Source organism: Gilvibacter sp., assembly GCF_013214815.1.
Lineage (GTDB): Bacteria > Bacteroidota > Bacteroidia > Flavobacteriales > Flavobacteriaceae > Gilvibacter.
Genome location: NZ_JABSPU010000021.1, coordinates 13,517 through 37,219, shown reverse-complemented (window position 1 = coordinate 37,219; position 23,703 = coordinate 13,517). Strand labels below are relative to the sequence as shown.

15 protein-coding genes are annotated in these 23,703 nt (G+C 44.3%); 9 read left to right on the top strand and 6 right to left on the bottom strand.

The genetic code is table 11. The features are described 5' to 3' along the window. Nucleotides 1–1,926 (bottom strand): thiamine pyrophosphate-dependent enzyme (locus HRT75_RS06590; protein ID WP_291184164.1); only part of this gene is annotated, 1,926 nt, incomplete at its 3' end. Between the two features lie 110 nt (nucleotides 1,927–2,036). Continuing rightward, nucleotides 2,037–3,047, bottom strand: coding sequence for a polyprenyl synthetase family protein (locus tag HRT75_RS06585; protein ID WP_291184161.1), 1,011 nt, complete (start codon nucleotides 3,045–3,047; stop codon nucleotides 2,037–2,039). Between the two features lie 156 nt (nucleotides 3,048–3,203). Between HRT75_RS06585 and HRT75_RS06580 the strand changes: the two genes are divergently transcribed. The 6 genes from HRT75_RS06580 (at nucleotide 3,204) to HRT75_RS06555 (ending at nucleotide 12,078) form a co-directional block, all read left to right on the top strand. Next, the gene (locus tag HRT75_RS06580; protein WP_291184158.1) at nucleotides 3,204–3,806 is read left to right on the top strand and encodes a TetR/AcrR family transcriptional regulator; all 603 of its coding nucleotides are present in this window, start codon (nucleotides 3,204–3,206) and stop codon (nucleotides 3,804–3,806) included. After that, the gene (locus tag HRT75_RS06575; RefSeq protein WP_291184155.1) at nucleotides 3,806–5,224 is read left to right on the top strand and encodes a TolC family protein; all 1,419 of its coding nucleotides are present in this window, start codon (nucleotides 3,806–3,808) and stop codon (nucleotides 5,222–5,224) included. Before HRT75_RS06580 ends, HRT75_RS06575 begins: the two co-directional genes overlap by 1 nt. Before the next feature lie 11 nt (nucleotides 5,225–5,235). Next, entirely contained in the window at nucleotides 5,236–6,414 is a 1,179-nt protein-coding gene (locus HRT75_RS06570) for an efflux RND transporter periplasmic adaptor subunit (protein ID WP_291184152.1), read from the top strand. Nucleotide 6,415: 1 nt separating this feature from the next. After that, nucleotides 6,416–9,943 carry an efflux RND transporter permease subunit gene (locus HRT75_RS06565; protein WP_291184150.1) on the top strand — a complete coding sequence of 1,176 codons (3,528 nt, stop codon included), beginning with the start codon at nucleotides 6,416–6,418 and terminating at the stop codon, nucleotides 9,941–9,943. Nucleotides 9,944–10,065: 122 nt separating this feature from the next. Next, nucleotides 10,066–11,820 carry an aspartate--tRNA ligase gene (aspS, locus tag HRT75_RS06560; RefSeq protein WP_291184147.1) on the top strand — a complete coding sequence of 585 codons (1,755 nt, stop codon included), beginning with the start codon at nucleotides 10,066–10,068 and terminating at the stop codon, nucleotides 11,818–11,820. Nucleotides 11,821–11,829: 9 nt separating this feature from the next. Continuing rightward, a complete protein-coding gene (locus HRT75_RS06555) occupies nucleotides 11,830–12,078 on the top strand; it encodes a hypothetical protein (protein ID WP_291184144.1) in 249 nt (82 codons plus the stop codon). Here HRT75_RS06555 and HRT75_RS06550 read toward each other — a convergent pair whose 3' ends face one another. Beyond that, entirely contained in the window at nucleotides 12,079–12,528 is a 450-nt protein-coding gene (locus HRT75_RS06550) for a nucleoside deaminase (RefSeq protein ID WP_291184141.1), read from the bottom strand. It lies immediately after the preceding gene. Between the two features lie 68 nt (nucleotides 12,529–12,596). Here HRT75_RS06550 and HRT75_RS06545 point away from each other — a divergent pair, with 68 nt between their 5' ends. Further along, nucleotides 12,597–14,366, top strand: coding sequence for a 1-deoxy-D-xylulose-5-phosphate synthase (locus HRT75_RS06545; protein ID WP_291184139.1), 1,770 nt, complete (start codon nucleotides 12,597–12,599; stop codon nucleotides 14,364–14,366). A gap of 55 nt (nucleotides 14,367–14,421) precedes the next feature. Here the strand turns inward: HRT75_RS06545 and HRT75_RS06540 are convergent, their stop codons facing one another. Together HRT75_RS06540 and dgt are read right to left on the bottom strand one after the other, a co-directional pair. Further along, on the bottom strand, nucleotides 14,422–17,229 hold the full coding sequence (locus tag HRT75_RS06540) for a T9SS type A sorting domain-containing protein (protein ID WP_291184136.1): 2,808 nt from the start codon (nucleotides 17,227–17,229) through the stop codon (nucleotides 14,422–14,424). A gap of 84 nt (nucleotides 17,230–17,313) precedes the next feature. Beyond that, nucleotides 17,314–18,657, bottom strand: a complete 1,344-nt coding sequence (gene dgt, locus HRT75_RS06535) for a dGTP triphosphohydrolase (protein ID WP_291184133.1) — start codon at nucleotides 18,655–18,657, stop codon at nucleotides 17,314–17,316. A gap of 182 nt (nucleotides 18,658–18,839) precedes the next feature. Between dgt and HRT75_RS06530 the strand changes: the two genes are divergently transcribed. Together HRT75_RS06530 and HRT75_RS06525 are read left to right on the top strand one after the other, a co-directional pair. Further along, entirely contained in the window at nucleotides 18,840–21,734 is a 2,895-nt protein-coding gene (locus tag HRT75_RS06530; protein ID WP_291184130.1) for a TonB-dependent receptor, read from the top strand. 26 nt (nucleotides 21,735–21,760) lie between these two features. Further along, on the top strand, nucleotides 21,761–22,978 hold the full coding sequence (locus HRT75_RS06525; protein ID WP_366665031.1) for a multidrug transporter: 1,218 nt from the start codon (nucleotides 21,761–21,763) through the stop codon (nucleotides 22,976–22,978). Between the two features lie 77 nt (nucleotides 22,979–23,055). Here the strand turns inward: HRT75_RS06525 and HRT75_RS06520 are convergent, their stop codons facing one another. Then, nucleotides 23,056–23,418, bottom strand: coding sequence for a nicotinic acid mononucleotide adenyltransferase (locus tag HRT75_RS06520; RefSeq protein WP_291184127.1), 363 nt, complete (start codon nucleotides 23,416–23,418; stop codon nucleotides 23,056–23,058). Between the last annotated feature and the right edge of the window lie 285 nt (nucleotides 23,419–23,703).

Genomic DNA, 23,703 nt, shown 5'->3' with positions numbered 1-23,703 from the left:
CGATAAAAGCGAGTTGAAAATATGCATTTTCCCCTCAGTATCTAAATCATTGTGCAGGTTGCTCTCTTCCGCATCGTCCTCAGTTTTGATGACCGCATGACGGTGAGAAAAGGTTCCGCGTTCCACATCCAGCCCCGTAATGCGTACATTCAAGCCTTCGTGCATCAAAGTCGCATAAGCCAATAGTTCTCCCATGGCCCAGTCCAGATTATCGCCTTCAAAGTAGCGCTTCTTGCGATCCTCAACGATACGCTGGATCTTGCGCATGAATTTCTTATCCCCTGGCAATTGGGAAATCCCTGTAGCCAAGCTGTCCAAAATCTCTTGGTTGAAGCTTGTATTGACCGGTTTTTTGATATCGTCAATATCTCCTAAGATATAATCCTCCCAATCATCGGCAAGGATCTCAGTGATCACAGTTTTCTCGCGCTTGCGGGAAGCTTCAAGATCTTCTTCCAGCTCGCTTTTGTAATCACTTTCTAATTTTTTAACGTAGGCATTATCAATAATGCCTTCACCGATCAAACGCTCGGCATAAATGTCTCTTGGGTTCTGATGTTTAGAGATCGCTTTGTATAACTTAGGCTGAGTGAAACGTGGCTCGTCTCCTTCATTGTGTCCGTACTTGCGGTAACCCAAGACATCTAAAAAGACATCGCGACCAAATTTCATGCGGTACTCTAAGGCAAAAGTAAAGGCATGAGCAACAGCTTCAACATCATCCGCATTTACGTGAAGCACCGGAGAAAGAGTCACCTTCCCAACATCGGTACAATAAGTTGAAGATCGCGCGTCCAAATAGTTGGTAGTAAAACCAACTTGGTTATTCGCCACAATATGAATGGTACCACCGGTGCGGTAGCCGTCCAATTGTGCCATCTGGATCACCTCGTATACTACTCCTTGCCCAGCGATCGCAGCATCACCGTGAATCAAGATTGGCAGGATAGCTTTTTCATTGCCGTCTAATTGGTTGTCCAATTTAGCTCGAGCAATTCCTTGCACCACAGCGTTCACTGTTTCTAAGTGCGATGGGTTTGGCGCCAAATCCATACGGATCTGTTTGCCTTGATCTGTGGAACGGAAGCTGGTCCATCCCATGTGATATTTTACGTCTCCGTCAAAGAGTTCTTCTTCATCGTATTCTTTACTGTCGAATTCACTGAAGATGTCTTCCGGAGATTTTCCGAAGATATTGGCCAATACATTCAAGCGTCCGCGGTGGGCCATCCCAACCACAAACTGCTCAATACCCATATCAGCTCCGCGCTCAATTAAAGTATCAAGCCCAGGGATTAAAGCGTCAACTCCTTCTACTGAGAAACGTTTCTGCCCAACATATTTGGAGTGCAAGAAAGATTCAAAGGAGATTGCTTCATTTAATTTTTTAAGCAGATGCTTTTTCTCATCTGCGGAATATTTTGGGTGATTGTCGTTGTTGTTGAGCCAGTTTTGGATCCACTTTACCTCTTCCGGTTTGCGGATATACATATATTCCACTCCAATGGAATCACAATAGATCGCCTCCAAATGCGCAATGATCTGTCTCAAAGTGGTCTTACCGAGACCTAAGATTGATCCCGCTTCAAACTCTGTATCCAGGTCCTCCTTGGAAAGGTCAAAGTTGGACAGCTCTAAAGATGGGCTGTATTTGCGGCGCTCACGAACTGGATTGGTTCGAGTGAATAGGTGACCGCGCCCGCGGTAACCGTCAATGAGATTGACCACACGAAATTCTTTGATCAATTCGCCCGGAACAGCTTCAATTCCTAGTGCTTCCAGTGATCCGCTTTCCATTCCAAAATCAAAACCTTGGAAAAAAGCGCGCCAGCTGGGTTCAACACTGTCAGGAAATTGTAAATACTGATCGTAAAGCGATGCCAGATAAGAGGTGTGGACTGCGTTTAGAAAAGAGTATTTGTCCATAGTTTGGAGACTACATCAGAATTGCTTCTACAGAAGTACAAAAGTACAACAAATCCGTAAATACAAAGGTATCTTCTGCTTGGGTTTTAGTGAGTGGTTTTGGCATCAACTTAGACGCTGCGTTTCATTAACAAGGCACCAAACTGTCTGAGTGCCTCTTTTTTGTCATCGGATAGTTGAATTCTGTCGAGTTCACTGTTGGCCATTTCAGTATAACGAGCAATCTCTTGCTTAATCGCATCAACAGCTCCTGTGGCCTCAAAGAGTGCTTTGACCTCCTTTACCTTTTGGGCGTCTTCCATATCAGTAACCGCATAATGAGCCAAGAGTTTCTCCGATTGTTCAGCGGTACTGTTTGCCAATGCTTGAATATAAAGGAAGGTCTTTTTATTGGTCAGAATATCTCCGCCAACCTGTTTGCCGAAGGTTTCCGGATCCCCAAAAGCATCCAAATAATCGTCTTGCAATTGGAAGGCAATGCCCAGGTTTTTACCGAATTGATAGATCGCTTCACAACAAGAGTCCGAAGCTCTGGCAACCTGAGCTCCCATTTTCATAGCAGCGCCCAAAAGCACAGCCGTTTTGTACTCGATCATGGTAATGTACTCCTGTAATTGTACATCTTGACGCGTTTCAAAGTCAATGTCGTATTGCTGGCCTTCACAAACTTCCAGAGCTGTTTGGCTGAACAGCTTAGCCAACTTTTGGAATACCTCAGGTGGATAATTCTCAAAGTATCGATAGGCCAAAATCAACATGGCATCTCCAGAGAGAATACCTGCATTGAGGTCCCATTTGGTATGTACAGTAGCTTTACCTCTGCGCAATGGCGCTTGGTCCATAATATCGTCATGAACCAAAGAGAAGTTGTGGAAAACCTCAACAGCGACGGCAGCATCCATGGCTTCTTTAAAAGGAGTTCCGAAGAAATCACAACTCACCAAGGTAAGCAGTGGTCTCAGGCGTTTCCCGCCAAGAGTTAGAATATAACGAACGGGGTCGTAAAGGTTATCGGGTTGTCTGTCTTGAGCCACAGCCTCTAGGTGCTCCATAAAGGCTTGGCGGTAGTGATCCAAAGCAATCATTGCGCTAAAATACTTCAAAACTCCCACCTGTTGCATCCTCTTATCAAAAAATTGTGATTCAAACCGACGAACGGTAAACCAGAGCCTATCAAAGTGTTAATAAATGTTTAAAACTCAGGAAACTTAAAATGTTTTTAAAGTTTCCATTGTACTTTTGTCCCCGAAATTAAAATCAGTTTCGTTTAAAAAACAGTGAAAGAATCTATAGTAAATAAAGCTGCGGAGCTCTTTTTGAACCTTGGGTTCAAGAGTGTGACTATGGATGATATTGCCAATGCGATGGGCATTTCAAAGAAGACCATCTACGTGCATTTCTCCAATAAGTCGGAACTGGTAGACGCAGTTTCCTTTTTTCTGTTCGACAGTATTTGTGATGGGATCGATACCATTTGTGAGCAATCGGCCAACCCTATCAAAGAGCTTTACGACATTAAAATGTACGTGATGCATCACCTGAAGAACGAAAAAGCATCCCCGCAGTATCAGCTTAAAAAATACTATCCACAAACCTACAGCAGGTTGCATCAGGCACAGTTCAAAAAAATGCACGAATCCGTGTCTGAAAGCTTGCAAAAAGGAATCGATATGGGGCTTTTTAGACCGAGTATTGATGTGGATTTTATTGCCCGAATGTACTTCAACGGTATGACGGGTATTAAAGACGAGGGCATTTTCCCTACGGCGCAATACACCAAAGACTACCTCATGGAAAGTTATTTGGAGTATCACCTGAGAGCCATCGTCACCGACAATGGAATGGACATACTTCATCAATTTATAAACACCACCGAATAATGCAAAAATTATTGATCCTACTCTGTGTAGTCTTTGGCCTTGGACAGGTCAATGCTCAAGAAGAGCAAGCGTATCGCTTCACCCTCGAAGAAGCGATCACCTTTGCTTTGGACAGCAATTACACGGCCATTAACGCCCGTCGTGACATTGCTCGTGCCATTAAGCAGAAATGGGAAACCACCGCAACCGGATTGCCGCAGATCAGTGCGAACATCCAATATCAAAACTTTATTAAACAGCCGGTCTCTCTACTCCCTGCTGCAGCTTTTGACAATCGTGAAAGCACGGTAAGCACCGTAGAAGAGTTCTTTGGCTTGACCCGAACCGATAGTCCTGTTCCCCCAGAAGGATTTATCCCAGTGGTCTTTGGAACCCAGCAACAAGCCACGGCAACCGCTACCTTAAATCAATTGATCTTTGATGGCAGCTATTTGGTAGGCTTGCAGGCGGCTAAAGCCTTTTTGGATTTCTCAGAGAACGCTGCAGAAAAGACCCAATTGGAAGTGCGTCGCGGCGTGATTAACGCTTACGGTTCTGTCCTTTTAGCGGATGAATTGGCAAACATCTTTAGAAGCAACAAAGAGAAACTAGAGAAGAACCTTTTTGAAGCTCAAAAGATCTTTGAAAATGGACTCAATGAACAAGAGGAGGTAGAACAGTTGGAGATCACCTTATTGGAGATCAGCACCCAATTGGCCAATGCAGAACGCTATACGGTCATTGCGCGTCAAATGTTCAACGTGGCTTTGGGGATCGATGTGAATACTCCCGTGACCTTAACAGAAACCTTGGATGACTTAGCAGATCAAAACATTCAGTTGGGCGCATTAGAGACCAACCTGAACATGGAAGAGAATATCGATTACAAGATTGCTTATAACCTCACTGAGCAGCGATCTTTGGAACTGAAGTTAGAAAAGAGCCGTGCCTTGCCGCAATTGACCGCTTTTGTAAACTACGGTACGCAAGCCTTTAGTGATGACTTTAGCTTCTTTGATTCTGACCAGCGTTGGTTCCAACAATCGCTTTTTGGCGTGAATATGAACATTCCGATCTTTTCCAGTGGAAATCGCGGAGCCAAGACCCAACAAGCGCGAATTGCCTTGGATCAGGCAGAAACGCAATTGGAAGAGACCGTGCAGAATATTCAACTGCAATTTGATACCGCCAAGAGCAACTATAAGTTTAGCGTAGAGTCTTATGACAATGCCAAGATGAACTTGAACTTGGCAGAACGTATCGAGCGTAAAAATCAAACCAAGTTTGACGAGGGAATCTCAAGCAGTTTTGAACTCAGACAAGCGCAACTGCAACTCTACACTGCACAACAGCAGTACTTCAATGCCATGCTCAATGTGATCAATAGCAAAGCGGAGCTGGACACCATTATCAATTCGAACATCCTAAATAACAACTAAAACATACTCAGATGACCCAAAATATTAAATTCCTAACAGTAGTACTCAGCGCCCTTTTGTTGGTGAGCTGTGGCAATGGAAATAAGAACGAGGTCCCTGTAGCCGACCTCATTGAAGAAGGCGATCTGGGCAAACTGCGCGAGCGTCGTGATGCCTTGAATGCAGATCAACAAGCTTTGACTTCACAGATCCAAAGTTTGGATGCCGCTATTCAAAAATTAGAACCGGACCAAGGCGCACTGATCACCACACACACAGTTAATGACACCTTGTTCAAGCACTATATTGAAATTCAAGGGGATGTTAAGACAGACCAGAATGTAATCGTGTATCCAGAATATCAAGGAACCCTAACACGCGTTTACGTAAAAGAAGGACAGCGCGTGCGTAAAGGACAGATCCTTGGAAAGATCGATGACGGAGGACTTTCCTCTCAATTGAGTCAATTGGAAGTACAAGCACAATTGGCTAAAACAACCTTTGAGCGTCAAAAGCGTTTGTGGGATCAAAAAATCGGATCGGAGATTCAATACCTGCAAGCCAAGACCAATTACGAGTCTAGCGAGAACGCCGTAAATCAGTTGAAGCAGCAATTGGCTAAAACCAATGTGACTGCCCCATTCTCCGGAATTGTTGATGAGGTGATCACGGATCAAGGAACTGTTGTAACTCCGGGACAAGGTTTGTTCCGCGTGGTGAATTTAGGCGATATGTTTATTGAGGCTCAAATTCCAGAGCGCTATTTACCTACTGTAATTGAAGGTAAGGATGTAGAGATCTTCTTCCCAGTACTTGGCAAGACGGTTACCTCTAAAGTAAAGCAGACTGGAAATTACATCAACCCAGACAACCGCACCTTTAGAATTGAGGTTGCGGTTCCTAAGGATGCCGATGTAAAACCAAACCTCAACGCGCGTTTGAAGATCAATGATTACACCGCAGAAAACGCAATTTTGATTCCGCTCAACGTGATCTCAGAAGACGCCAATGGAGAACAGTACGTATATACGGTTGTACCTAAAGAGGACGGCAGCGGAGACATTGCCATCCGTAAGAATATTGAAACAGGATTGACACAAGGAGATATCGTTGAGATCACAAGCGGCTTGGAACTCAACGACGCGCTTGTTATTGAAGGTGCGCGTACCGTACAAGACAACCAAAAAGTAAGAACACTAGAAAACCAATAAGATGGGGGCCAAAAAGAAAAAACAAGTCGACAAGGAGTTTAAACTCTCCAGTTGGGCCATTGACAACCCAACGATCATTTATGTGATGATCGGGATCTTCCTGGTCTTGGGAGGAATGGCATACAACAGCATGCCGCGGGAAAATTTCCCAGAAGTCAATGAGACCAAGATCTATGTATCGGTTCCTTATCCTGGGAACACCGCAGAAGATATTGAGCGTTTGATCATTGATCCTTTAGAGGACAAGATCAAGAACATCTCTGGGGTAGTAGAATACCTTTCCACTTCACAAGAAGACTACGGGATTATTACTGTAGAATTTGAAGAGGACATTGAAGTTGAACTCGCCAAGCAAAAAGTAAAAGATGAAGTAGACAGTGAGGTTGCCAATGAAGACTGGCCAACCTTTAACGGCGCCAAAGTGGAGCCGAATGTCTTTGATCTGAGTCTTTCAGAAGAGATGCCCATCCTCAACGTGAACATCAAAGGAAACTACACCGTTGAAAAGCTTAAAGAGTATGCGGAGTACCTTCAAGATGAAATTGAAGACATCAAGCAGATCAAAGCCGCCGACATTCGTGGAGCTCAGGACAAAGAAGTAGAAGTTGGGGTGGACATCTATAAAATGATGGCTGCCAAAGTGAGCTTTGACAATGTGATCGGTGCCATTAGAAATGGTAATATGACCATGTCTGCCGGAAACATGATCACCAGCGGACAGCGTAGAACCATTCGTATTCTTGGGGAGATCGACAATCCATCTCAACTGAGAAACTTCGTAGTGAAATCAGAAGGTGGAAACCCTGTGTACTTAAGCGATATTGCGGATATCCGCTTTAAAGAAGAGGAGAAAACCACCTATGCCCGTGAATACGGAGATAATGTGGTGATGCTGGACGTGAAGAAGCGTTCGGGAAAAAATATGATCGCTGCCGTTGAGCAGGTTGATGAGATTTTGGAACGCGTAAAGCGCGGGGAAACCTTGATTCCAAGAGACGTATCGATCAGCAAATCCAACGATCAATCAGAAAAGACCGTAAACCAGGTAAGTGACCTGGTAAACAACATCATCTTTGGTATTATCCTAGTGGTTGGGGTCCTGATGTTCTTCCTCGGATTTAGAAACGCACTCTTCGTAGGATTCGCGATCCCGATGTCTATGTTCATGTCCTTTATGATTCTGTCAGCCTTAGGATATACCATGAACACCATGATTCTCTTTGCCCTGATTATGGGTCTGGGAATGTTAGTGGACAACGGAATTGTGGTAGTAGAAAACGTGTATCGTTTGATGGATGAAGAAGGCATGTCGCGCATCCAAGCCGCCAAGAAAGGTATTGGAGAGATCGCCTTCCCGATCATCATTTCTACGGCAACAACGGTTGCAGCCTTCGTGCCACTAGGTACTTGGCCTGGGATCATGGGTGAATTCATGATCTACTTCCCGATCACGCTATCGGTTGTACTGGGATCTTCCCTTTTTGTGGCAATCTTCATCAACTCCATGTTGGTTTCTAAATTCATGGAAGTTGGAGAACGCAAACTCAGCCGTAAACAATTGATCCGCTTGACTGCCATCATGGTTCCTCTTGGACTGATCATTTATTTTATGGCGCCACCGATCAAAGCCTTTGGAACGCTAATGATCTTCACCGCAGCCATGTTCTGGGTGTATCGTTACGTACTAAAAGGTGCAGCAAATACCTTCCAGAAAACGTTCTTGAAATGGTTGGAGCGCAAGTACCAAAACTTCTTGTCTTGGGCCCTTACCGGAAGAAAACCTGTAGTGTTTATCGTTGGGATCTTTGCGCTATTGATCGTGACCTTTATGGGCTTCGGAGCCTCTATTGGAAGTGGTCGTACGGCTGTGGAATTCTTCCCAGACAACACGCCGAACCAGATCATCGTATACATTGAGTATCCAGAAGGAACGGATATTGACAAGACCAACGCCATCACTCAAGACATTGAGAAGGTCGTTTATCAAGTGGTCAATGAAGATGAATATCAAGACGGAGATTACAACTTTTTGGTAGAATCTGCTGTATCTCAAGTAGGAGAAGGCGCTGGCAACCCGAACACTGACGGCGGTAGTAGCGCAGAAATGCCGCACCGCGGAAAGATCACCGCTACCATGCGCGAGTACAAATTCCGAAGAAATAAAGATTCAGAAGCCTTGCGTAAAAAGGTGCAGGAAGCTCTTAAAGGACGTTACCCGGGAGTATCGATATCTGTAGAGAAAGATGCCGTTGGACCTCCAGCGGGATATCCTATCAATATTGAATTAGAAGGAAACGACTATGAGGAGCTAATCGCTGCAGCAGAAAAGTTGCGTACCTATATCAATACCAAAAACATTGCAGGTATTGATGAACTTAAGATCGACGTAAATAAAGGAAAACCTTCCATGCAAGTGGCCGTTGACCGCGAAAAAGCGGGAGAACTCGGCGTTGCCGTTGGTTTGGTTGGAAATCAGTTGAGACGATCACTTTTTGGCGAGAAAGCTGGTGTTTATAAAAAGGACGGTGAGGATTACGATATCTATGTGCGTTTTGACAAGAACGACCGTTACAATACCTCTGCCCTTTTTGATCAGAACATCACCTTTAGAGATCAAAGCACAGGACGCGTTAAGGAGATTCCGGTTTCTGCAGTTGCGCAACAACGCAACACTTCATCCTTTAGCGCCATCAAGCACAAGGATGCCAAACGTGTAGTAACTGTTTACTCTGCTTTGGCTCCAGGATTCGTAGATGCTGGTGCTGTTGTGGGAGAGATTCAAGCACAGAGTGCGAGTTTCTTAGAAGCTGAGATCCCAAAGAACATCAAAATTGACTTTACCGGACAGCTAGAAGAACAAGCCAAGCAACAAGCCTTTTTGAACTTTGCCTTCTTGGCAGGTTTAGGACTGATCATGTTGCTGCTGATCTTCCAATTCAGCTCCATCTCAAAACCAACGATAATTATGATCGCGATCTTCTTGAGTTTCATTGGCGTGTTTGGAGGTATTTTAATTACCGGAGCTTCCTTTGTAATTATGATGACCATGATGGGAATTATCTCTCTAGCGGGAATTGTAGTGAACAACGGGGTGGTACTGCTGGATTATACCCAGCTGCTGATTGACCGCCGTATGGTTGAAAAAGATCTGGAAGACAATGAGTACTTAGATAAAAAAGAAGTCCAAGACTTAATTGTACAAGGAGGTCGCGCGCGTTTGCGTCCGGTTATCCTGACTGCGATCACCACAGTACTCGGATTGATTCCATTGGCCATTGGGGTGAATATTGACTTCTTTAATCTCTTTGCAAACTTTGATGCGAACTTCTATCTAGGAGGAGATAATGTGATCTTCTGGGGACCACTAGCTTGGGCAGTGATCTACGGACTGATCATTGCAACCTTCCTTACTTTGATCATTGTGCCACTACTATTCTATATCATCTATAGAATCAAAACGCGCTTAGCCAATTGGAGAAGTGGCAGAAAACAAAAGAAGACGACTGTAGCTGTAGATACCGCTGCTTAGAAGAACCTAAAGTTTAAAATTATCAAAAGCCAGACTGCATAAAAACGGTCTGGCTTTTTTGTGCCCTTTAAAGCCTTCAATGTGGCTAATCTTCTTAACTTTGCAGCGCAAAATTTTAAGCAATGTACAGATCACACAAATGCGGCGACTTGCGCGCACAACACATTGGAGAAGAAGTTGTTTTGTCCGGATGGATTCAAAAGATCCGTGACAAAGGGTTTATGGTTTGGGCAGATTTGCGCGACCGTTATGGAATCACACAGCTGATCTTTGACCAAGAGCGCAGCACCGAGGCCCTTATGGAACTTTCGCGTACGTTAGGTCGTGAATTTGTAGTACAGATCAAAGGAACTGTGATTGAAAGAGAAAGCAAGAACCCAGATATGCCTACAGGTGATATCGAGATCTTGGTTGCTGAAATGACTGTGCTCAATGATGCACAAACACCTCCATTTACCATTGAAGATGAAACCGATGGTGGTGAGGACTTGCGCATGAAGTACCGCTACTTGGACATCCGCAGAAATCCAGTGAAGAACAATTTGATCTTCCGTCACCGAGTGACTAACGCGGTTCGCAACTTTTTGTCCGCTCAAGATTTTGTAGAAGTAGAAACTCCTTATCTCATCAAGTCTACTCCAGAAGGAGCTCGTGACTTTGTGGTGCCAAGCCGTATGAATGAAGGACAGTTTTACGCCTTGCCACAATCTCCCCAGACCTTTAAGCAATTGCTTATGGTGGGTGGATTGGATAAATACTTCCAGATTGTGAAGTGTTTTAGAGATGAAGACCTGCGTGCTGACCGCCAGCCGGAGTTCACTCAGATTGACTGTGAAATGTCCTTTGTAACTCAAGAGGATATTCTAAATACGTTTGAAGGTTTGACCCGTCACCTTTTAAAAGAGATCAACGGGGTTGAAGTTGGAGCGTTCCCACGCATGACCTTTGACGACGCTATGAAACGCTACGGAAACGACAAGCCAGACATTCGTTTTGGAATGGAGTTTGGCGAACTTAACGATATTGCTCAGCATAAAGAATTCAACGTTTTCAATTCCGCGGAATTAGTTGTTGGAATCGCAGTGCCCGGAGCAAACACCTTTACGCGTAAAGAGATTGACAAATTGATCGATTGGGTGAAACGTCCGCAGATCGGTGCCAAAGGAATGGTCTACGTACGTTGCAACGAAGACGGAAGTTTTAAATCTTCTGTAGACAAGTTCTACGATCAGGCAGACCTAGCCGCTTGGGCAGAACGCACTGGCGCAAAAGCTGGAGATCTGATCGGTGTGCTTTCTGGAGACCTCAACGCAACACGCGCTCAAATGAGTGCTTTGCGTATGGAACTGGCAGAACGCCTTGGTTTACGTAAAGCTGACGAATTTGCTCCGCTTTGGGTAGTTGACTTCCCACTTTTGGAATGGGATGAAGACACCGAGCGTTACCACGCCATGCACCACCCGTTTACTTCTCCAAAGCCAGAACAGATAGAGCTGTTAAAGACCGATCCCGGAGCTGTAAAAGCCAACGCCTATGATTTGGTGTTGAACGGGAACGAGATTGGAGGAGGATCTATCCGTATCCACGACAAGGCCACTCAGGCCATGATGTTCGATTACTTAGGATTCACTCCGGAAGAAGCAAAAGCGCAGTTCGGATTCTTGATGAATGCCTTTGAATACGGAGCTCCACCTCACGGAGGTATTGCCTTTGGATTGGACCGATTGGTTTCTATTCTAGGCGGACAAGAAACCATCCGTGATTTCATTGCCTTCCCTAAAAACAACTCAGGTCGTGATGTGATGATCGATGCTCCGGCACCGATTGACCCGGAACAACTGGACGAGTTGAGCCTAGCGCTTAACTTGAAGGAATAAGCAATCTGCATGGTGCTTTTTCAGCGCATACTGTTATTGGCTGTAGTGGCAACCATTTCCACTGGATTCTATTTTAAATCCAGCGATGAAGCTTTTGGTGATCTTTTGATTGGCTGCGGATTGGTTGCCGGATTCTTTGTATTGATGCCGCTTTTTATCTATTCCCGCTACAACGGAAGGGATCTATCACGCTATATGCTCAGCGAAGAAAACATCAAACGGATGCGCCGCTATCAACAGGGCGACGAGGAAGAGTAATTAGTTCAAATTTCTCCGCTCGACAAAGAATTGCTTCATCAGCGTAGCGGCCTCCTCTTCTAAAATACCTCCAGTAATTTTAGTTTTGGGATGTAATTTGGTCTTTAAGTTGATACAACCGCGTTCCATATCTCGAGCTCCATAAACGATTCGAGAAATCTGACTCCAATAGAGCGCTCCTCCACACATTTGACAGGGTTCTAAAGTGACATAGAGGGTGCAATCGTGCAAGTATTTGCCACCCAGATAATTTGATGCGGCCGTTATGGCTTGCATTTCCGCATGCGCAGTAACATCAGTAAGAGTCTCGGTAAGATTGTGAGCCCGCGCAATGATGGTGCCTCCAGCAACGACAACAGCCCCAACGGGAATTTCGCCTTTTCGATAGGCCTCATGAGCCTCCTGCAAGGCTTTTTTCATGAAATAGGTGTCGTCAAAAGGTTGTAACATGATAGCAAAAGTACGATTTCACAGCAATTAAAGGGAGCAGCTCTAGGAGCTTTCTTATTTTTGTAATTGTGAAACAGCCCTTGCTTCCACATATAGACACGACTGCAGATCTACGAGCACTAAAACCTGAGCAGCTACCAGAACTAGCGAAAGAACTTCGCGAGTTTATTCTGGATGTGGTGGCCGCTAAAGCAGGGCATTTAGGGGCGAGTTTGGGAGTCGTAGAACTCACCATTGCTTTACATTATAGCTTCAATACGCCAGACGACCAATTGGTTTGGGACGTGGGGCATCAGGCTTATGGTCATAAGATCCTTACCGGCAGAAGAGATGTATTTCACACCAACCGACAGCTTGACGGTATCAGCGGCTTCCCAAAACGCTCAGAAAGCAACTATGACACCTTTGGGGTAGGCCACAGCAGCACAGGAATTTCTGCAGCCTTAGGCATGGCTATAGCCAGTAAGCTTTCAGGGGAGCTTGATCGTCAGCACGTTGTGGTCATAGGAGATGCTTCCATTGCTAGCGGGATGGCCTTCGAAGGGCTAAATCACGCAGGAGTTACAGATGCTAATCTACTAGTAGTTCTCAACGATAATGCTATTGGGATCGACCCTTCTGTAGGGGCGTTAAAGGAATATTTACTCAAAGCCACTTTGAGCAATACACCAGAACAAGACAATATTTTTGAAGCCCTAAATTTTACCTATAAAGGCCCCGTTGACGGACATGATTTTGATGCTTTGTTGGATGCTTTTGAGCAGCTCAAAAACGTCAAAGGACCAAAGCTTCTGCACGTGATCACCAAAAAAGGAAAAGGTTTGGCGCAGGCAGAAGCCGATCAAGTGACCTATCACGCTCCGGGTAAATTCGACAGAAAAACTGGAGACTTACTGCCAAAATCCGCAGAAAAACTTCCTCCAAAATTTCAAGATGTATTTGGTCACACCCTAGTGGAGTTGGCGGAAAAAGATGAAAAGATCATCGGCATTACCCCTGCTATGCCTACCGGAAGTTCTCTAAAATATATGATGGAGGCTTTTCCAGAGCGAGCCTTTGACGTCGGGATTGCAGAGCAACACGCCGTGACCTTTGCAGCTGGGCTCGCCACACAAGGTTTTAAGGTTTTGTGTAATATCTATTCGACCTTTTTACAACGGGCTTATGACCAGGTGATCCACGATGTTTGTCTGCAACAACTCCCAGTGATCTTCTGTTTGGATCGCGCGGGTATTGTGGGAGAAGACGGCCCAACACATCACGGTATTTTTGACTTAGCTTATTTGCGCTGCATTCCGAACTTGATCATTTATGCCCCAGCCAATGAAGCTGATCTGCGCAATATCATGAATACAGCAGCTCAAGGACTAGAAAACCCAATCGCAATTAGATACCCTAGAGGACGTGGCGAAGTAGTGGACTGGAAAAGTCCATTAGAAGAACTTACCATTGGCTCAGGAAAAACCATTCAAGAGGGTGGGAAAATTGCAGTGCTGAGTCTTGGAACTGTGCTGACTGATGTAATAAAAGCAGTAAAAATGGCGTCGCAACATGTGAGCGTTTATGACCTGCAGTTCTTAGCACCCTTAGACCATAAGTTATTGGAATCCATTTTTGAAAAGTACGATGTACTGATCACCGTAGAAGATGGGGTGGTCTCCGGTGGATTTGGATCCGCAGTGACTGAATTCGCCGCTTTAAAGAAAGTCCAACTGACTATTGAATGCCTGGGTGTTCAAGATCATTTCCCGGAACACGGCAGCATTGCCGAGCTTAAAGCCGCCGCTGGTTATGACAGTGATTCCATTTTGGCTGTCATAGAATCCTACTTAAAATAATCTCAAAAAAAAGGAGCCCATTTGGACTCCTTTTCTTTTATATTCTCGCTTGTGATTAACGCACCACGAAGCGTTTAACACTTGATGTTCCTTGTGACTCGATCTTCACAAAGTACATGCCCGAAGACAAGCCTTGGTAATCCATAGTCACTGGAGATCCAGCGTTGATTGTTACGTTCTTTTGATCTACCAAACGTCCGTCCATTCCGTAAACAGTTAAGGTTGATTCCCCGATAGCTGTGTTGCTTTCTAGGTTAAACAAACCGTTTGAAACGGTTGGGAATACTACGATCGCATCTAGAGGACTCTCAAAGTCGTTCGTTGAAAGCGTAGCAAATTTATTGGTAAACATTCCACGACCGTGCGTAGAAGCCAAGATCAAGTTGTCTGATTCTCTTAGGTCAAGATCCAATACGCGGATGTCCATCATTCCGTTATCTGAAGCAAACCAAACTGGGCTCGCTGCTGTGATGTCATCTGTAGACCAGATTCCAAGCTCGGTACCAATGATCACCTCTTGAGGTGCCAATGGGTTCTGAAGGATACATTTTACTGGGATATCCGGTAGGTTTCCTTCTTTGTTTTCCCAAGTCACACCAGCATCTGGAGAATACCAAACACTGTTCACACCGTAGTTGTGGAAGGTAACGAATAGCTCATCCTCAGTCTCTCCGAATTCAATATCAGAAACACTACCCACAAATCCAGGACCAGTGATCTCGTTCCAAGTTGGAGTTGCATCAGCATTGTCCAAACGCAAAACTTTACCCGTAGCGGTTCCTACGAAAAGTGTAGAAGACGCCGTAGTAAATGGCGATACTTTGAAAGCTGTTGGAGGCGAGTTATCGATAAGTGCATTATCCAAGTTGGTAGTCACCGCAGAAGTAGTTCCTAAAACATAACGCTTAATAAGCTCATTACCTCCGGTTTGTCCATTAGAATAAAGAATGTCTAAGTTTCTATCCAAACCAGCTTGGTTGATAAATACTCCTTCTCCACTATCGATCTGATAACCTGCTCCTGTAAATGGAATTCGCACATAAATGTGAGAGTTCCCTGGGAAGGTTGTGATCACGTAGTTAGGTACATCATCATAGTCAGTGAATCCACCATCACCACCTAAGCGGTCAATGAAACTTCCAGTTCCCGCAGCGGCGTTATCTCTAAACAAGGTACCGTTGTCTTGTGTTCCACCAGCGAGGTCATCTCCAGAAGAATCATCTGGACTGATAGTTCCGTAGTAGAATTGAGTCACGTTCAAGTTTCTCAAACGCGGTAAAATAGCACCAGAGTTTCCAGCAGCAGTACTCAAGGAAGTAGCATAGAAAGTTCCTCCATCAGTACCTGTCAAAGATTCATTAGGGAATCCAGGACGGAACTCCATCTCGTGAATATCTGCGTGTACGAATGGTACTGTAAGTGTATTTAGGTTTGGATTGTTAGACCATTTAGAGATCTGCTCCCAGTTGTTTCCACCATCAGTAGAACGGTGCATATCAATACCCCCTACATAAATGATATCATCATCGGTTGGATCTACAGCAAGCATCAAATCGTAGAAAGATTGCCCACGTGTATAATCCGACGCAGGAATACCTAGGTCAGCATCGTTAGGCAAGTTAGTGGTAGTAAAAGTATCCCAACCGTCTGTGGTTTGGAAAATACGAACTGGAGTTGTTCCAGTAAGTCCTTGCGCTACGGCGTACATTTTATCCGGATCGGTTCCAGAAACAGCGATCTGTGTGCGGTTAGAAGCCGTCAATACAGTTTCTAGAGCCCAAGTATTTCCATCTGTAGTACTGAAAATGCGTCCTCCTAAACCAGCATTGGTGAATCCAGAACGAATCCCTCCGAAGTAAAGTTTCCCATCGGTAGCAACTTCAAAATCATTAGGAATTCCGTAGAAGGTGTTTCCAAAATAGGTGTATTGAAATACTGACTGCTCAACACGAGACCAAGTAGCACCGTTGTCTGTAGACTCATAAAGTCCGGCATTCTGTAAGCCGAGAATGTTCACAGGGCTGGAAGAACCTCCTCCGCCAGAACCAACATATCCAGTTGATCCTACACCTGCGTAGATGTGTACATCTCCGTCTGGATCTTCCCAGGCTTTGATGTCATTAATGTAGAATAAACCAGAACGAAGATCATTTCCGCCCGCAGTAGTGTCACCACCACCGGCTAGAGTTACGTTCAGACGTACCCAGTTCTGACCTCCGTCAGTAGATTTATAAATTCCGTTACCGTTAGCAGCTCCTTGAGTATACTGCTCCCCAGTTCCGATATACATTACTTGTGGATCGGTAGGATCAAAGGTGATGGAAGAAACCGCAATGTTTCCTGGAACTCCAGAAACCAATTCCCAGTTGGTTGAACCACTGGTCACATCTTCATTCACATACAGACCACCACTCACACCACCAGCAAAAGCGCGTCGAGCATCCGGATCGTTTGGATCCCAAAGGATCATACGTACACGTCCAGAAATATTGAATGGTCCACGCTCTTCCCAAGCGTTATCTTCAGCACTTCCCGGAGAACGGTCTGGTCCAAACTGGTCCACCAATAGATCATAAGTGCGGAACATACGCTCTGGAACTGGCACCCCTAAACTAGGGTCCATGGTGTATAAAAAGTCTTGTTCGTTAAAGGCATTCGGTGGCAAACCAAGAGCGCGACGCTCTTTCTTGCCTAAATTCATCGTCTCGTTAAAAGGGTGATTCATCAAAAAATCCTCGTGCTTTTTACGCAGATCAAGAATCTCTTGAGAAACCTGCTCACCTTCTGGGGAGAACTCAGTAGAAGCGTACCAAGCCAGGCCAGCGGCGGCAATTGCCCCTACTACAAGTAATTTCTTTTTCATATTAATAGGTTTTAGCTTTTAGGTATTTCCCGTTAGAGAAACAGTTTATAAAGATAAGGCTTTATCGCCCTACAGTCAAGACCCTTAAAACGAACCGTTTCCAGTCATTTTTTTGAACTGATTGTGGGCATTACCATCGGTTAGAGAAGCGACGTAAGAACAGGCCAAAAGCAGTCTTTCATACAAATCCATGCTTACGTAGTCGTGTTCCTCTTTGAGGCCTTTCAATAAAAGTCCGTCATAATTGGTTCCTTCTCCGTTTAGATCGCGCACCAACGCATCGGTATATTTTTGAAGCAGCGTATTCAAAATGGAATAACCCATGATCTCTTTGCCTACTACCTCATCACTGCGGTAGACCTTTTTGATACTGATGTCAATGATATCACTGATCTGAGCTTCATAACGGCTTTTATCCAAAAGTCCGTGGTGGAACTTCCCGCGGAGGATGACCTCTTCATTGTCTAAAAAGACGGCCACAGCCTCGCTGATCAAAGTATTGATAGCTAAGGCACGCAAATAAGCCAAACGCTTGGAGGTGGATTGCAGCGCCGCGTATTTTTTAGTTTGAATATTGTCTTTGACCAAATTGATCAAGAGCTCTAAGGCCATTTCTTCTTCAATGAGCCCGAGATTGATCCCATCTTCAAAATCGATGATGGTATAGCAGATATCATCAGCAGCTTCTACCAAAAAGGCCAAAGGATGGCGGTGAAAACGCAGATCCGCTCCCTCTTTGGCAATCAAGCCTAAAGTAGCTGTCACGTCCTTGAACACGCCCAAGTCTGATTGAAATACGCCATACTTTTTATCGCTGATCTGTTTGGTGGGTTTTTTAGGGAGCGATTCTTTGGGGTATTTCATAAATGCACCCAAGGTGGCATAGGAAAGTCTAAGGCCTCCCTCCTGACCGGGGAAATCTTCTGTGATTATTCTAAAGCCGTTAGCGTTGCCCTCAAAGTCTATCAAATCTTGATACTGCTTAGGAGTCAATTGATCCTTATACTTAAGCCCAGCCCCTACGGAAAAGAACTCCCCTATCGCCTTCTCTCCGGAATGTCCAAAGGGAGGATTTCCAATATCATGTGCCAGAGCTGCAGCAGCCACTATAGCTCCAAAATCGTTGAATGTATAGCCGTGTACCTTTTCTAAGGCAGGGTATTTTTCCAACAAAGCTCTACCGGCCAATCGACCGAGGGAACGCCCAACCACAGACACTTCTAAAGAGTGTGTCAAGCGGGTGTGGACAAAATCGGTCTTAGACATGGGGATGACCTGGGTTTTGTCTTGTAAACTTCTAAAAGGTGCTGAAAATATGATGCGATCATAATCCACCTCAAAGCCCAAACGGGTTGGATCTTGCTCAATTCTAAGGCGTTTATTGGTATCTCCGTAACGTTTTAGTGACAGTAATTGTTCCCAGTTCATCGGTAAAATTTGACCTCCGAAAGATACACAAAATGCAAGGTTAATTAATCGTAAAGAAGAAGTTCCATTTTGGAGATTCCGGTAACATTTCGCTAACGCTTTTGTAGCACACATTTAAAAGCGGGTTAACGCCACCTTTACACTGCAGCGGTTTCTTTGTGCCAAGAAATTTTACAGTTGTAATGAAACAAATTACCTCGATATTATTATTGCTATTTACCTCCCTAACAATAGCACAAACTGGATCAGTAGTAGGTGTACTAACTGATAAAGACTTTAACAACGAACCGCTTCCGTTTGCCAACGTGATTATCAAGGGTACTTCTAAAGGAACCACCTCTGATATTGACGGGCTTTACGAACTTGCTGATATGGAGCCTGGTGCTTACACCATCCAGTTCAGCTATGTAGGTTATGAGACTCTTGAGTTTGACGTAACCGTTGAAGGCGGTAAGGTGACTACCTTAAATGTTCCTATGGGTGCAAGTGCTGCAGCCCTAGAGCAGGTTGTGATCACCACCACACGTAAAAGAGAAAGTGAAGTTGCCCTTTTGATTGAACAAAAGAAGGCGACTACAATTATACAAAGCATTGGTGCCCAAGAATTAGCCAGAAAAGGGGTAGACAATGCGGCCGAAGCTGTTGCCCAGATCTCGGGTATTTCACAGCAACAAGGAAGTAGTGATGTATTTGTACGTGGTCTTGGAGACCGCTATCAGAATACAACCATGAATGGTTTATCACTGCCGTCAAACGACGTAAATAAAAAGAACATCAACTTAGACCTTTTCCCTTCGGAGATTATTGAAAGTGTTGGTGTATCTAAAGCATATAACAGTTATTTCTTTGGAGACTTTAGTGCCGGTAACGTAAACATCGTTTCTAAAGAATACAGCGGACCAGGATACTTTAATGTTGCTATCAACTCCGGATTCAACTCTCAAGCGATCGGTGAGGATTTTGTACGTTCAGAAGGACCTAGTCTTTTCGGTTTCTACAACCGTTATGATAATGATCCTTTTGCTGTGGTACTTTCTCACGGGGTAGATCCTCAGGATGCAGAAACTAACATTCCTTTTGCTGGGTCAATCGAAGGAGGCTACTCCTTTAATATTGATGACGATCAGCGTTTGAGTTTCTTTGGAACTGCAGTTTTTAGTAACAGCTACGAGTACCTTACAGGGCCAGCAATTGATTTTACCAATGACGTAAAGGTACGTTTCCCAGATGCAGAATGGTTTGACTACGATACCAACACCGCCCTTATGGGATCTATCTTATACAACAACAAGGCTGGACACAAACTTAAATTCACTTCGCTATTCTCTAATACCTCTTCTGATGAGGTGAGTTACTACGGGATTGGTGGAAACGGATTCAACCGTGACGGTTTCTCTAACAACGGAGATGGTGGATTCTACCAAATGAACGTACAGTTCAACCAAGAGATGATCTTTGTGAACCAAATTAACGGTACACACAAATTTGGAGATACTGTTGATGAGAACGGAGAGAAAAAATGGCTTTTGGACTGGGGATTTGGATTCAATAAGGTGTTCTCTGACGAACCAGACAGAAAGCGTATCACTTTAGAAGATTACCAATTTACTTTGGATAGCGATCCAAACACTAACCCGATCTTCTACGACAACATTGCCTTTGATAACCAGCGTTACTTCCAGAGTATTGAAGATGATGAGCTGAACAGCTATTTCAACTTGAACTACAAGGTGAATGACAATATCAACATCACCATGGGATATAACGGGCGTACTAAAGAGCGTCGTTTTAACAACTGGAGATACGGTTATGAGATCTTAGACAAACTCAACAACCCTGTTACGGATGTAAACAACTTTGATCCTTTCTTCAGCGCTGTGAACATTAACATCCCAGAAGGACGTGGTCAATGGAACTTGAATGTTGCGCGCCAGCCATTAGGTTTGGATGCAACCTTAGGACTGGTTAACCGTCCGCAACCTTATGAGAATACATACACCGGTAATTTAGATATCCACGCTGGTTTGCTTACTGCAGATATCCAAGTAGGTGACCTTTTGATCGTGCCTGGTATCCGCATAGAAAACTGGGAACAGACCATTGTTTATGACGTGATCAACCCAGTACCAACCGATACTGGTTTCCGTGAAGCCAAGGAGAATCTATTCTTCCCAAGTTTGAACTTGAAGTACGCTGTAAACGAAGATATGAACCTGCGTATAGCGGCGAGTCAGACAGCATCCTTCCCAGAATTCAAGGAAGTTGCAAACTTTGTTTATGAAGGAGTAACCCAACGTGTGGGTGGTAACCCTGACTTGCTTGGAAAGGCCGATGGAACTGGAGTTTCTTACTCTGAGATCTTTAATGCTGATTTCAAATACGAGTGGTTCCCAAGCCGCAGCGAGCTGATCGCCTTTGGAGTATTCTACAAGTCTATTCAAGATCCAGTGAACCGAGTTGTAGCAACAGACGCTACTGGTAACCAGCGTTTCTTTAGAACAGGAGACGAGGCGACTGTATTCGGTGCTGAGATCGAATTTAGAAAGAACATTTTGTTGGATGAAGAAGACGATTCGCTCTTGAGCGTTGGAGGTAACCTCGCTTGGAACAACACCAATCAAGATCTGAAAGCAGTTCAGACATCTGACGGATTCACCTTTGGTACTTCCTTCGGTAACCGCACAGAATCAGAACTGCAAGGAGCTTCTGAGTTCATTGCGAACGCTGATGTGAATTACTCTCCAACCTTTGGAGACTACAAACCTAAGTTCACGACCACCTTCTCTTACTTCTCTGACAGAATTTTTGCCTTAGGAAGTGGAGACCTTGGAAACATTGTAGAGAAGGCGGTGCCACAATTGAACTTTGTATGGAGAAACGCTTTTGGAGATCACTTTGAAGCCAACTTAAGCGTTGGAAACATCTTAAACCCTAACGTAACCCTGATCCGTGAAGGAGCAGGTACTAATAACCCACTTTTAACACCGTTTGACCTTGTAAATGCCAACGGAGACGTGACGCTTTTTGAGTGGAAACGCGGTGTAAACTTTGGACTATCTCTTAAATATAAACTATAACAATCTTTTTACTTTAAAACTTGAAAATGATGAAAACCAAATTCTTCTTAATAATCGGTTTGCTTGGTTTAGTTCTTGCTTCTTGTGAGAGCGATGACACCGCTGATATTATCATCGAAGACAACCGCGTTGACAACAGCGTGACAAACAACAACAACGGTGGAACCGACACTACAGATGACGGTACTACAGGTGCTGTAGTAAACCTTTCTGGAGTTTACACTGAAGACCTTACTTTGGACTGTGATACGGAGTATCGTGTAACTGGACCAGTTCTTATTGCTGATGGTGTTACTTTCACTATCTGTGCTGGTACTACTATTGAAGTAGCTCCTGTAGGAGTTAACGCTTATATCGCGATCCTTCAAGGAGGTATGATCATGGCAGACGGAACTGCTGATGCTCCTATCGTATTTACTTCTAACTCTTCTACTCCTGGTTCTGGAGACTGGGGTGGTATTGTAATCTGCGGACGTGCTCCGATCAACTCTACTCCTGACGGTTCTGAAGACACTTCTACTACTGAAGTAGGTGGTCTTTCTTACGGAGGAAACACTCCTGGTGACAACTCTGGTGTATTGCGTTATGTACGTGTTGAGTACGCTGGTGGTGCTATCGATGGTAACTCTGAGCTAAACGGGGTATCTCTTTACGCTGTAGGTTCTGGAACTACTATGGACTTTGTACAAGTTTACATCGGTTCTGATGACGGATTCGAATTCTTTGGAGGAACTGTAAACGCTAGCCACTTGGCAGTAGTTGGATCTGAGGATGACTCTATCGACTGGACTGAAGGATTTACTGGATCATTGACTGATGTATACGTGAAGCACCTAGCTGACCACGATAAAGCTTTCGAATGTGACGGATACAACACTGATTTCTCTAACGAAGGTGGATACTTCTCTGCTCCTGACGTAACTAACGTAACTATCGACGGTGACGCTGGAACTCTTGGAGAGGCTGTACGTCTACGTGCTGGAACTCAAGGAATCTTCACCAACTGGGTGATCAATGACTTTGATGAAGGATTCGATCTTGACGGTGATGACGCTGACAACCCAACAGGACAAGGTGTACTAGATGGTACTCTCGCTGCAATGGATGTTACTTTCAACAACGTTGGTCTTAAGATCAAAAACGATACAGGTTTTGCATGGGACGATGCTGATTTCCTAACTGGAGACGGTAACGGAACTGGTACTGACTTCGCCACTTGGGGTGCAGGTTGGGCTCGTGACTAATTCCACAACCTTTCAACAATAAAGTAAAAAAGGCTCCCAATGGGAGCCTTTTTTCTTACACTGTTTTAAAATCAAAATTAATTGGTGGTAACCACACGAGTATCTTGCATGGTCCATGTATTTACCTGAGCAATAGTATTGTTGCTATAGGTTACTTCTTTTAGTGTTTCTCCTTGGTAGAACATCCAAGTACCAACACGTTGTCCTTTGTTATATTGTGCGATGGCTGTACGATTCCCATCGGCATCATAACTAATCCACTCACCGTGTAACTTACCGTCCTTAGTATAGAAACCGGTTTGAGCGATCTCGCCATTATCGTGAAACAAAGTGGCCTCAATAAGACCTTTCTTTTCTTTGTAAATATTTTTTGGTGCTTCTTGAGCAAATACGTTAGTCCCAAGGAATACTAAAACTAACATGAGGGCAATCTTCTTCATATCTTAGGGCTTTAAATGATTAATAAATTCATTACAAAGATAACATTTTTTTTACTTCTAAGCAACATTTAAGTAACATTTACGTAACATTACAGCTCTATTCATTTGATTTTCTGTTATTTATAATGCTACTTTTTTGGTGACATTGTATCTCATCTTTATACTTTCCCACCAGTAGGGGAATGATTAATTACTACGGAATGCACTCCCGAGACCACTCATAACGTTGCGATAACATTTGATTCTAAAATAAATTCCATTTTTGTTTTCTATTATCGCAAGTCC